This window comes from Acidiphilium sp. 20-67-58, from assembly GCF_002255515.1.
Taxonomy (GTDB): Bacteria; Pseudomonadota; Alphaproteobacteria; order Acetobacterales; family Acetobacteraceae; genus Acidiphilium.
In genome coordinates, this window is the sequence record NZ_NCAS01000002.1 from 212,134 (window position 1) to 223,583 (window position 11,450).

The 11,450-nt window shown below is 65.6% G+C and carries 10 protein-coding genes and 1 riboswitch; of the genes, 7 read left to right on the forward strand and 3 right to left on the reverse strand.

The annotated features are described in order from the left end of the window. Nucleotide 1: 1 nt before the first annotated feature. From thiS to thiC, 3 genes are read right to left on the reverse strand one after another with little or no spacing between them, the layout of a single operon-like run. The gene (gene thiS, locus B7Z76_RS01955; protein ID WP_291341818.1) at nt 2-208 is read right to left on the reverse strand and encodes a sulfur carrier protein ThiS; all 207 of its coding nucleotides are present in this window, start codon (nt 206-208) and stop codon (nt 2-4) included. Next, the gene (gene thiO / locus B7Z76_RS01960) at nt 205-1,326 is read right to left on the reverse strand and encodes a glycine oxidase ThiO (protein ID WP_291341819.1); all 1,122 of its coding nucleotides are present in this window, start codon (nt 1,324-1,326) and stop codon (nt 205-207) included. The genes thiS and thiO overlap by 4 nt, the downstream gene beginning before the upstream one ends. A 4-nt stretch (nt 1,327-1,330) precedes the next feature. Beyond that, nucleotides 1,331-3,151 (reverse strand): phosphomethylpyrimidine synthase ThiC, encoded by a 1,821-nt coding sequence (gene thiC / locus B7Z76_RS01965; RefSeq protein ID WP_174502246.1) that lies wholly within the window; start codon nt 3,149-3,151, stop codon nt 1,331-1,333. 42 nt (nt 3,152-3,193) lie between these two features. Then, a riboswitch (TPP riboswitch) is annotated at nt 3,194-3,298 on the reverse strand. 426 nt (nt 3,299-3,724) lie between these two features. Here thiC and B7Z76_RS01970 point away from each other — a divergent pair. From B7Z76_RS01970 to metG, 7 genes are all read left to right on the forward strand, one after another. Continuing rightward, nucleotides 3,725-5,503 carry a bifunctional diguanylate cyclase/phosphodiesterase gene (locus B7Z76_RS01970; protein ID WP_291341820.1) on the forward strand — a complete coding sequence of 593 codons (1,779 nt, stop codon included), beginning with the start codon at nt 3,725-3,727 and terminating at the stop codon, nt 5,501-5,503. A gap of 104 nt (nt 5,504-5,607) precedes the next feature. Then, nucleotides 5,608-6,249 (forward strand): DsbA family oxidoreductase, encoded by a 642-nt coding sequence (locus tag B7Z76_RS01975; RefSeq protein ID WP_291341821.1) that lies wholly within the window; start codon nt 5,608-5,610, stop codon nt 6,247-6,249. Between the two features lie 42 nt (nt 6,250-6,291). Then, the gene (locus tag B7Z76_RS01980) at nt 6,292-7,251 is read left to right on the forward strand and encodes a lytic transglycosylase domain-containing protein (protein WP_291341822.1); all 960 of its coding nucleotides are present in this window, start codon (nt 6,292-6,294) and stop codon (nt 7,249-7,251) included. Beyond that, nucleotides 7,248-8,132 carry an SPOR domain-containing protein gene (locus B7Z76_RS01985; RefSeq protein ID WP_174502242.1) on the forward strand — a complete coding sequence of 295 codons (885 nt, stop codon included), beginning with the start codon at nt 7,248-7,250 and terminating at the stop codon, nt 8,130-8,132. The genes B7Z76_RS01980 and B7Z76_RS01985 overlap by 4 nt, the downstream gene beginning before the upstream one ends. After that, a complete protein-coding gene (gene tmk / locus B7Z76_RS01990) occupies nt 8,129-8,761 on the forward strand; it encodes a dTMP kinase (protein WP_291341823.1) in 633 nt (210 codons plus the stop codon). The genes B7Z76_RS01985 and tmk overlap by 4 nt, the downstream gene beginning before the upstream one ends. After that, nucleotides 8,761-9,729: a DNA polymerase III subunit delta' gene (locus B7Z76_RS01995; protein ID WP_291341824.1), complete on the forward strand. Its 969-nt coding sequence runs from the start codon at nt 8,761-8,763 to the stop codon at nt 9,727-9,729. Before tmk ends, B7Z76_RS01995 begins: the two co-directional genes overlap by 1 nt. Continuing rightward, entirely contained in the window at nt 9,726-11,261 is a 1,536-nt protein-coding gene (gene metG / locus B7Z76_RS02000; protein ID WP_291341825.1) for a methionine--tRNA ligase, read from the forward strand. Before B7Z76_RS01995 ends, metG begins: the two co-directional genes overlap by 4 nt. Nucleotides 11,262-11,450 lie beyond the last annotated feature (189 nt).

Below are 11,450 nucleotides of genomic sequence, written 5' to 3' on the forward strand. Positions count from 1 at the left end.
CTCAGCCTCCTCCGACTGCGCGAACGATCTCGACCTCGTCGCCCGGCATCAGACGCGTGCGTGCCCAGGCCGCCCGCGGCACCACGGCGGCATTCAGCGCCACTGCCAGGCCTTTCGTCTCGTGTAGCCCCTTCGCCTCCAGCAACGCGGCAATGCTCGCTGCAATCGGCTCAAACGTACCGTTCACCCGGATTTCCTCGCGATTCACGCCGCACTCCTGACCCGCGTGAACCGCTCGATGCCGAACGGGGCCATGCGCGGATCCAGCCTCTGTTCCAGGATCGTCGCCGCCATCGCTGCAGCTGTAACCGGGGTGAGCAGGATGCCGTTGCGGTGGTGCCCGGTGCAGAACATCAGCCCGGGCAGGGCGCTCGGCCCGAGCACCGGCGCATCGTCGCGCGAGCCGGGCCGGAAACCGACCCAGGTTTCCACCACGGTGAGGTCCTCGATGCCCGGCAATGCGCGCCAGGCGCCATCGAGCAGCGAATACAGCCCGCCGGCCGTGATCGCGCCATCGAACCCGCGCTCCTCGACCGTCGCACCGACGATCAGCAAGCCGCTCCGCCGCGGCACCAGATACGCCCGCGGCGCCCAGATCACATGACGCAGCAGGGGAGCCGCCGGATCCATCTGGACAGACAGCATCTGTCCCTTGATCGGGCGGACCGGCGGCAACGGCACCGGCAGATCAAACCCGGCGGACCAGGCGCCCGCCGCCAGCACGACCACATCGGCCTCGTGAACGCCCTCTTCTGTCACCACACCCCGTGCGCGGCTGGCATCGGTCTCGATCCGCAGCACAGGCATCCGCTCACGCAGCACGCCGCCCGCGCGCCGGAACGCTTCGGCCAGCGACGCCGTCGCGGCCCTGTTGTCCACCTGCCCGTCAGCCGGCGAGAATACAGCTCCCGCCAGTTGCGGCGCGAGATAGGGCTCGCGCGCTCGCGCCTCGGCCGGTGTCAGCCATTCAAGCTCGATGCCCTGGCGTTTCTGGAACTCCATGTCGTGCCGCAGCTTCGCGGCATCGTCACGGTTGAGGGCGATCAGCATCGTGCCCTCGCCGCGCAGCCCGACCGCCATGCCGGAGGCGGCCTCCAGTTCCGCCGCGAAATCCGGCCAGAGTGCCTGCGACTCCCGGTTGAGAACGCCGAGTGCCTGCTCGCCCGGCTCGGTTTCGCACCCCGCGGCAAGCATCCCGGCCGCAGCATGACTAGCGCCGCGACCGATCGTATCGCGCTCGAACACCGTGGCTTCGGCGCCGCGCTGCGCGAGGCGCCAGCCCAGGGCGAGCCCGATGATGCCGCCGCCGATGATGGCGACCTTCATAGTCTCACTCCGCTGCCTGATCCTCGACATAGATCTTGCTGCCGCCGTCGCGGAACTCGGCAGCCTTCTGCGCCAGACCCTCACCGCGGGCCACTTCGTCGCGAATGTCCTGGGTGATCTTCATCGAGCAGAATTTCGGCCCGCACATCGAGCAGAAATGCGCGACCTTGTGCGCCTCCTTGGGCATCGTCTCGTCGTGGAAGGCGCGCGCCGTATCAGGGTCGAGGCCGAGATTGAACTGGTCCTCCCAGCGGAACTCGAACCGCGCCCGGCTCACCGCATCGTCGCGCAGCTTCGCCGCCGGATGCCCCTTGGCGAGATCCGCCGCATGTGCCGCGAGCCGGTAGGTGATGACACCCGTCTTCACGTCATCGCGGTTGGGCAGGCCGAGATGCTCCTTCGGCGTCACGTAGCAGAGCATCGCGGTACCGAACCAGCCGATCATCGCCGCCCCGATTGCCGAGGTGATATGATCGTAGCCGGGCGCGATATCGGTGGTCAGCGGCCCGAGCGTGTAGAACGGCGCCTCGTGGCAGACTTCGAGCTGTTTTTCCATGTTTTCCTTGATCTTGTGCATCGGCACATGGCCGGGGCCTTCGATCATCACCTGGCAGCCCTTCGCCCAGGCGATCTTGGTCAGCTCGCCCAGGGTCTCCAGCTCGGCGAACTGTGCCGCATCATTGGCATCGGCGATCGAGCCGGGCCGCAGCCCGTCGCCCAACGAGAACGACACGTCATACTTGCGCATGATGTCGCAGATCTCGTCGAACTTCTCGTAAAGGAAGCTCTCGCGGTGATGCGCGAGGCACCAGCGCGCCATGATCGAGCCGCCGCGCGAGACGATGCCGGTCACCCGCTTCGCCGTCAGCGGCACATGCGCGAGCCGCACCCCGGCATGGATGGTGAAATAATCCACACCCTGCTCGGCCTGTTCGATCAGCGTATCGCGGAACACTTCCCAGTCGAGCTTGTCCGGATCACCGCCGACCTTCTCCAGCGCCTGGTAGATCGGCACCGTGCCGATCGGCACCGGCGAATTGCGCATGATCCAGGAGCGGATGTTGTGGATGTTCCGTCCGGTCGAGAGGTCCATCACCGTATCCGCGCCCCAGCGGATCGCCCAGACCAGCTTCTCGACCTCTTCTGCGGCTCCCGAGGTCACCGCCGAATTGCCGATATTGGCGTTGATCTTGACGAGGAAGTTGCGGCCGATGATCACCGGCTCCAGCTCGGGGTGGTTGATGTTTGCGGGAATGATCGCCCGCCCCGCCGCGATTTCGCTGCGGACGAATTCCGGCGTCACGAATTCGGGAACCGCCGCGCCGAACTGCTCGCCATCCGCCCGCCGCGTCGCCGCACCCTCGGCTGCTTTCGCCCGGCCGAGATTTTCGCGGTGGGCGACATAGATCATCTCCTCGGTGACGACCCCAGCCCGCGCGTATTCATACTGCGTCACCAGCGCGCCTTCCTTGCCGGCGAACACGGTCCGTCCGGCGGGGCAGGGGGGCACCAGCCGGTCCGGTGCCGCAAACCCATTGTCCTCCGGCTTCACCGTCCGGCCGGAGACGGCGTCGAACCCGCGCCGTCCGATCCACGCGCCGCGCACCTGTGGCAGGCCATTGTCGAGATCGAGGTTGAAATGCGGGTCGGTGAACGGGCCCGACGTGTCATAGATCCGGAATGGCGCCTCTCCCGCGCTCGGATGCAGGTCGATCTCGCGGAACGGCACGGCAATATCCGGCCGGTCGGTGGGCGAGGAAAAGACCTTCCGTGAGCCGGCGATCGGGCCGGTGGTAACGGTGGCTGGCTTGGACTGGACGTTCATGGCGCGCTCCTCGTAACAGGGACCACGCTTGGGCGTATGGTTCGGTCTGGTTGATCCCGTCCCTCCGCCGGCGCAACCCGGATCAGGTTCAAAGGGTTGCCGGACATCCAGCTCTCAGCGCCTGTGGGCGCACCCCTCGGTTTGGCTACGATGGGTCTCGCGGCGTCGCGAGTCAAGTGCGCTCCCGACTTGTCGGAATCCGAAACGTTTTGTTCACCTTTTCAGGCTATACAAATGAATGATTTCGGCATCACGGAGACCGACGATCGACATGAACGGTTCTACCCCGGCCCCCCTCCGGCACTCCCGCATCGGCCGCATCGGGCCTGATGCGCGGGCACGGGCCTTCGCTGCAGGGGGACTGCCGCCAGATCTCGCGATCGTCCTCAGCCGGCTCGGGTTCGGCCTTCTATCGATGCCGCGTCGGCTTCCGTTCCCCCGGTGCCCCATGGGATTGCCGTCGTGACAGCACGGGAAGCTTCATGTTCCGCCTTCGATCCCACGGAAATCGATCAACTGCGCGCGGCTCTGGCGCAGGCCACGACCGACCTCGCCCGCGATCTGCCCGCGGGCATGGCGCATCCGGCCGTGCAGAAATTCAATCGCGTCGCGGGTCTCGCGCTCGATGTCGCCGAACGTTCGATCGGGTGCGCCCGCCAGGCGCTTGACGACCTGAAGACCGTCCATCGCATTGCCCGGATCGGCAACTGGCGAATCGCCGCCGAGGACCGTCGCGCGACCTGGTCGGCCGATATGCACGAATTGTTCGGCACGGATCCCGTGTCGTTCATTCCGCATGAGGACACGCTGACCAGCCAGATGGACGAGGCCGACCGCGCCAGCTTCCTCGCGACCTTTGCGACCATTTTCGAAACCGGCGAGCCCGCCGCGGTGGAAGTCCGGCTCGATGGTTGCGGCGAGGGTGCGCGGCGCTGGTTCTGGATCGACATGCGACCGGAGACCAGCCCTGCCGGTGCGGTCATCGCCGTGCGCGGATTCTGCCAGGAAATCACCGACCGGAAGCTGGCGCTCGAGCGAATCCGCTTCATGACCTCGCATGACCCTTTGACCAGCCTCATCAATCGTGGGCATTTGTTGGAACGGCTCGACCAGGTGCTTGCGGAGGCACGGCGGCGCCGGGAAAACGTCGCACTGCTCACCTTTGACATCGACGATTTCAAGGGAATCAACGATCTTTTCGGCCATTCGGCGGCAGACGGCGTGCTCCGCGAGGTTGCCGCGCGGATCAGTCGCCAGGTTCGCGAAACCGATCTCGTTGCCCGCGTCGGCGGCGACGAATTCGTCGTGGTTGAAACCGGTTGCGAGGAGCCGGAGATTGTTGAAGCGCTGGCGCGGCGCCTGTTGCGTGCGATTGCCGAGCCGATCACCCTCGCCGATGGGCGTGAGATCGCCATTTCCGCGTCCGTGGGCATTGCATTGCATCCGTTCGACGGCATGACCTCCAGCGCGCTGCTCGCCCATAGCAGCCAGGCCCTGCATGTCACGAAAAAGGAACGGCCCAACAGCCTCGGTTTTTACGATGCCACGATCCAGTCGGAATGGCAGAAACGCCGGGTTCTGGAACAGGATCTCAGGCTGGCACTCCAGCATCGGGAATTGTCGCTGGTCTATCAGCCGATGATCTGCATGCGCACCACCCTGTGCAGCGGTTTCGAGGCGTTGCTGCGCTGGAACAGTCCGGTCCACGGTCCCGTCGCTCCCGATCTCTTCATTGGCCTCGCCGAATCCATCGGCCTCATGGAGGAGGTCGGTACATGGGTCTTGCGCGAGGCCTGTGCAGAGGCTGCACGTTGGTCGGTGCCGCTGACCGTGGCGGTTAACGTCTCGCCCATCCAGATCCAGCAAGGCGATCTCGCTGCAATCATTACCGACATCCTGCGCGAGACCGGTCTGCCGCCTTCCCGGCTCGAGATCGAGGTCACCGAATCCATGCTGATTCGCAATTTCGAGCGGGCTGTGGATACGTTGCAGCGGATCAAGTCGCTCGGCGTCGGCATCTCGATCGACGATTTCGGCACTGGCTATTCCTCGCTGGCAACGCTGCGCGCCTTTCCTTTCAACAAGCTCAAGATCGACCGCAGCTTTGTCCGCGATCTGGCCGAAGAATCGGAATCCCTTGCCATCGTCAATGCGGTCCTTGGCCTCGGGCGCGGGCTGCGTCTGCCCGTGGTGGTGGAGGGCGTGGAAACCGAGCGCCAGGCCGACATCCTGAGGGATTGCGGGGCCGATGAAATCCAAGGCTATCTTTTCGGGCGGCCATCGCCGATCTCCACCTACAGCGCGATCACCGATGCCATGCGCCCGCAGCACCGCTCCATCTCTATCCAGTGATCCAAAAAACACCATTGGCGCACGAGCATCTTTTCGCTTTGCCTGCCGAACCGCGTAGGCTATTTTAACAAATTATGAATATGGCTTTGCCGCGCCCGCCGAGGGTGACCGTCGAGATCGTTTTCAATTTCGTCTGCCCATGGTGTTATCTTGGAATTCACCGGTTCCAGCGCTTGCGCCAGAGTCGCCCCGACCTGCCGATCGTGACGACGTGGCGCCCGTTTCTCCTCAATCCGGATATGCCTCGCAGCGGTATCAGCCGCGCCGACTACACCGCACGTAAATTCGGCGACGAAGATCGCGCGCGGCGGTTTCACGCTGCCATTTCTACCATCGCCGCCGAAGACGGGCTTGACCTCGCTTTTCCGCGGATATCCCGAGCGCCGAGCACCGTCGATGCCCATCGTCTCGTCCGCTTCGCCCTCGAACACGGGGGATCGGCGGAGGGCGTGGTTCTCGATATCTTCCAAGCCTATTTCTCCGCCGGGCTCGACATCGGCAACACTGAAACCCTCGCCTCCATCGGCGCAGCAAATGGCCTGCGGCAGCTTGATGTCGCAGGTTTTCTCACGAGTGATCGGGCGATCGAGCAGATCCATGCCGATAATCTGTTTGTCCACCGTCTCGGCATCAACGGCGTCCCCTGTTTCATCATCGATGGCCAAACCGCGATCGCCGGCGCCCAGGAGCCCGACATTCTGGAACGCCTGATCGAACTTGCTGTGGCCGACGTTGCGAGCACCTGAGCCTCCCTTCCGCGGCGGCGCCGGGCGTGGCAGAACGGGGAAATGAAACGCCGTTTCCTGCTCGCAGCACTTCCGTGCGCCTCCGCCCTTGTCCGGCCGGCCCGCGCCGCCGGCTTCGAAGATTTCATCCATGAGCTCGAAGACCGGGCGCGCCGGGCAGGTGTTCCGTCTCATATCACCGTCGCCGCCCTGTCCGGCCTGAAACCGAACCAGGAGGTGATCCGGCATGAAACCCATCAGCCGGAATTCACCCTGACTTGGGCGCAATATAGTGCGCGCGTGGTCACCCAGACCCGCGTCGCCGCCGGAAAAGCGGCCTTCGCCGCGCATCGTGGGATTATCGAGCAAGTTCGCGCCCGCTTCGGCGTCGCTGCCGCGCCGATCATGGGCATCTGGGGGATCGAGACCGATTTCGGCCATTATCAAGGCGATTTCAACGTGATCGACGCCCTTGCAACACTCGCCTGGTACAAGAACAGTTCCTATTTCGGCCGCGAGGCCATCGCTGCAATGCGCATCGTCTCGCGCGGCGATGTTCGTCTTTCCGAACTGCGTGGCTCCTGGGCCGGAGCCATGGGGCAGCCGCAATTCATGCCGAGCATCTATCTCAGCACTGCGGTCAGCTATTCAGGTCATGGTCAGCCGAATATCTGGACCAGCGTACCCGACACCATGGCCTCGATCGCCAATTACATGCGCAAGTCGCACTGGCGGCTCGGCCTGCCATCGAGCGAGCCGGTGCTTGTCCCGCCGCATCTCAACGCCGCGCTGGCCGGGCGCGACCACGTGCTGCCGCTGGCGCAGTGGCAGGCGCTCGGCGTTCATCGCCTGGCGCCGGCCCGTCACCTGCCGGCGAACACGCCGGCCTCGTTGCTGCTGCCTGATGGCCCCTCCGGCGAAGCCTTCCTCGCCTTTGGCAATTTCCGCGCGATCCGCAGCTATAATCCATCCGATCTCTACGCTCTCGCGGTTGGCGAACTCGGCCGCCGGATTCTCGCATGACCCGCCTGGGACTGAAGCTGGCCGCCCTGCTGGCGCTTACCGGCTGCACCCGGCCATTGCATCACCCCGCACCGGGGCAGCATGCCCGCTTCACGATCGGAAAGCCGTATGATGCCGGCGGCCAATGGCATTATCCGCGCGTCTTCGGCCGCTATGACCGGACTGGTCTTTCCACCGTGATCCCATCCGGGCCTGCGCGGCTTACCGCGGATGGCGAGGTCTATCGCGCCGGCAGCCTGACTGCCCAGAGTCCGGTCCTGCCACTGCCCTCGATCGTGCGGGTTACCAACCTGGATAACGGCCGCAGCCTGACCGTCCGCGTGAACGACCGTGGGCCGATGCAGGCCGGACGCATCATTGCGGTCACGCCCCATGTCGCCCGGCGCCTCGGAATGCCGGCCAACGGTCTCGCCGAGGTCCGCGTCCGGCTGCTCGCCGGTCGGTCCTCCGCCTTGCAGGACCGGCTCGGCGCCGGCCCACATCTCAGCGCAGCACCGGTCAGCTCGGTTGCGGCCGCCGCCCTGCCGCCGCCGCCCGGCGCTACTGGAACGGCCGGCACCGCCATCAGCACCGCCGCTCACCCTGTCATGCAGCACCGCCATTCCGGCGCGGCCGCTCATCTTTCAGGTAACGTGCGCATCGGCCGGCCTTCGCCCGGCCCGCTCTATGTCGAGATTCCCGGCTTCGGCTCGAGCGCGGACGCGATGAACCTGCAGGCCCGCCTTTCCGGGATGCCGGGTTCAGTCGTTCCGCAATCCTCCGGTGGACGCACGCTCTACTCGCTTCGCCTTGGCCCCTATGACAGCGTGCCCGCTGCCGATGCTGCTCTGCGTTCGTTGCTCGACCGTGGCATTGCCGGCCCCGGGATTGTGGTTCGGTGAGCCCGCAGGGCGTTTTCATCACGATCGAGGGCGGGGAAGGGGCCGGCAAGTCGACACAGATCGCCCGCCTTGCCGACCGGCTCCGCGCCGCCGGGCATGAGGTTCTCACCACCCGCGAGCCGGGCGGCACACCGGGGGCAGAGGCGATCCGCGCGCTGATGCTCGACCCCGCGCGCCATTTTGCCCCGCTTGCAGATACGCTGCTGGTCTTTGCCGCCCGTGCCGATCATGTCGCCGCGGTTATTCGCCCGGCGCTCGAACGCGGCGCCGTGGTCCTGTGCGACCGTTTCACCGATTCCACCATGGCGTATCAGGGCTACGGCCTCGGCGTGGGGCGGACGACGATCGCGACTCTCGAGACGATGATCGATCTGACCCCCGATCTCACCCTGATCCTTGATCTGCCTGACGCCGCCGCCCGCGCGCGGCTCGCCCGCCGCGGCAGCGCCACCGATCGCTACGAACAATTTGATGCCGAATTCGCCGCCCGGGTTGCTGCCGGCTTTCGCGCCATTGCCGCCACTGCGCCGGAACGCTGTGTCGTGGTCGATGCGGCCGGTGGGATCGAGGAGATCACCGACGCACTTGCCGCCCTCATCCGCGCCCGGCTCGGCCTCGCCATCGCCTGATGCTGCCGCCTCGCGCCAATCCCGAGATTCTGGGTCATGATAGCGCCGTAACAGAGCTTTTCCGCGCCGCGACCGGCACGCGGCTGCATCATGCCTGGCTGATCGCCGGCCCCCCGGGGATCGGCAAGGCGACGTTGGCCTTCCGCTTCGCCCGCTGGTTGCTCGCTGGCGCCCGCACGCCGGACCTGTCGCTGCCGGCGCGAGATCCCGCTTTCCGCCGCATCGCAACCGGCGCGCATGCCGATCTGCTGGTGATCGAGCGCCGTTACGACGAGAAGCGCAAACGGATGCAGGGTGAAATCGTGGTCGACACGGTTGCCGCTGCTGGCCGCTTCCTGCGGCTGACGCCGGGTGAGGGGGGCTGGCGCGTTGTCATCGTCGATGGTGCCGAGGCGCTGAACCGCAATGCCGCCAATGCCTTGCTCAAGCTGCTCGAAGAGCCGCCGGCGCGGGCGATCTGGCTGCTGGTCTGCCACGCCCCGGGCCGGCTGCTGCCCACCATCCGCAGCCGCTGCCGCCGGCTCGATCTCGACAAGCTGCCAACCGAAACCCTCAGCCTCCTGCTTGCCGCCGATCTGCCAGATCTTCCCGCCGAACGCCGCACGGCCCTGGCCACGCTGGCGGAAGGCTCGATCGGCCGTGCGCTCTCGCTCGCCGATGCCGATGGCCTTGCGCTGGCCGGCCTCGTTGGCGAGGCGCTCGCCGGGCCGCTCCCACCCGCGCGCGCCGCCTCCATCGCCGATACGATCGCCCGTGCCGATGACGGGTTTGCCACCTTCGCCGAACTGCTGCGCGCAGCACTGGCCACCGAAACCCGCGCCGCCGCCCGCGCTGACCCGTCCAACGCGCTTGATGGCCGCGCCCGGCTCTGGCAGGAGTTCGGCAGGATCGCGGCGGAAGTCGACGGTCTCAATCTCGACCCGCGTGCGGCGGTTCTGACCATGCTCCAGCTTCTCCGAGTGCCATGACCCGAAAATTCTACATCACGACCCCGATCTACTACGTGAACGGCGCGCCCCATATCGGCCACGCCTACACCTCGGTCGCCGCCGACGCGCTCGCCCGCTTCAAGCGGCTGGACGGGTTCGACGTCCATTTCCTGACGGGCACCGACGAGCATGGCCAGAAGGTTGAGGCCACTGCCCGCGCGAACAACATCGCCCCGCAAGAGTTCACCGACCGCATCGCTGGCGAGTTCCGTGCCATGGCGCAGGCGATGAACATCTCGAACGACGATTTCATCCGCACCACCGAGCCGCGCCACATCCGCTCCTGCCAGGCAATCTGGCAGGCGATCGAGCGGTCAGGGGCCATCGAACTCGGCCATTACGAGGGCTGGTACGCCGTCCGCGATGAGGCCTTTTACGACGAGAGCGAACTCGTCACCGGCGCCGACGGCATCAAGCGCTCGCCCTTCGGCGCGCCGGTGGAGTGGGTGCGCGAACCATCCTATTTCTTCAAACTCAGCACATTTCAGGATCGTCTTCTGCAATTGTATGAAGACAACCCGGATTTCATCCAGCCCTCTTCCAGTCGCAACGAGGTACTCTCCTTCGTTCGCTCCGGCCTGCGTGACATCTCGATCAGCCGCACCAGCTTCAAATGGGGCATTCCGGTGCCCGGCGCGCCCGATCACGTGATGTATGTCTGGATCGATGCGCTGACCAACTACCTCACCGCCTGCGGCTATCCGGACATGGACGCGCCGCTGATGAAATACTGGCCGGCGGACCTGCACCTGGTCGGCAAGGAAATTACCCGCTTCCACGCCATATACTGGCCCGCAATGCTGATGGCCGCTGGCCTGCCGACGCCGCGCCGCATCTTCGCCAATGGCTGGTGGACGATCGAGGGCGAGAAGATGAGCAAGTCGCTCAACAACGCCCTGGCCGTCGAGCCGCTGATCGCCGAATTCGGGCTTGACCAGCTCCGCTTCTGTCTGCTGCGCGAAATGCCTTTCGGCAATGACGGCAATTTCTCCCGCCGTTCGGTGATCACGCGGATCAATGTCGAGCTCGCCAACGATCTCGGCAATCTCGCCCAGCGCACGCTCTCCTTCATCGCCAAGAATGCCGGTGCCGCAGTGCCCGAAGCTGGCCCCGCAAGCGAGGCCGATCATGCGCTGCGGGCCATCGCCGATGGTCTGCCTGACCGCATGCGCGAGGCAATGGATCGGCTGGCCTATCAGGAGGCGATCGAGGAGGTCTGGAAACTGGTGCGCGCCGCCAATGCGTATATCGACCACCAAGCCCCCTGGGCCTTGCGCAAGACTGATCCGGACCGGATGCGGACCGTGTTGAGGGCCCTCTGCGAGGTGCTGCGCGTCGTCGGTCTTCTGTTGCAGCCCTTCATGCCGGAGAGCATGGCGAAATTGCTGGACCAGCTTGCCGTCCGGGCCGACCGGCGTGACTTCGCATCACTGGCGATACCGCTCGACACCGGTGCTGCGCTGCCGGCGCCATCGGGCCTGTTCCCCCGGATCGTCGAAGCAGCGTCCTGAGGCTCGCGGCCTCAGCCGGGCGCAAGCCGGGTGGGGCAGGGGGCGCGACAAGCCGGGACATGTCCCGATCCGGTGGGATCGGATGGTAGTCTAGTCACCTGTGAAAAATCGAACTTTGCTGATCTAGTCATGACTTTTTAGCGGCGGGCAATATTGGGATTTGCAAGGTGTGGGAGACCTGAGTGGAAA

Excerpts from the sequence above, each read along its gene's own strand:
- thiO (WP_291341819.1), bottom strand. The coding sequence starts at position 1,326 with ATGAAGGTCGCCATCATCGGCGGCGGCATCATCGGGCTCGCCCTGGGC.
- thiC (WP_174502246.1), bottom strand. The coding sequence starts at position 3,151 with ATGAACGTCCAGTCCAAGCCAGCCACCGTTACCACCGGCCCGATCGCC.
- B7Z76_RS01970 (WP_291341820.1), top strand. The coding sequence starts at position 3,725 with ATGGCGCATCCGGCCGTGCAGAAATTCAATCGCGTCGCGGGTCTCGCG.
- B7Z76_RS01980 (WP_291341822.1), top strand. The coding sequence starts at position 6,292 with ATGAAACGCCGTTTCCTGCTCGCAGCACTTCCGTGCGCCTCCGCCCTT.
- B7Z76_RS01985 (WP_174502242.1), top strand. The coding sequence starts at position 7,248 with ATGACCCGCCTGGGACTGAAGCTGGCCGCCCTGCTGGCGCTTACCGGC.
- B7Z76_RS01995 (WP_291341824.1), top strand. The coding sequence starts at position 8,761 with ATGCTGCCGCCTCGCGCCAATCCCGAGATTCTGGGTCATGATAGCGCC.
- metG (WP_291341825.1), top strand. The coding sequence starts at position 9,726 with ATGACCCGAAAATTCTACATCACGACCCCGATCTACTACGTGAACGGC.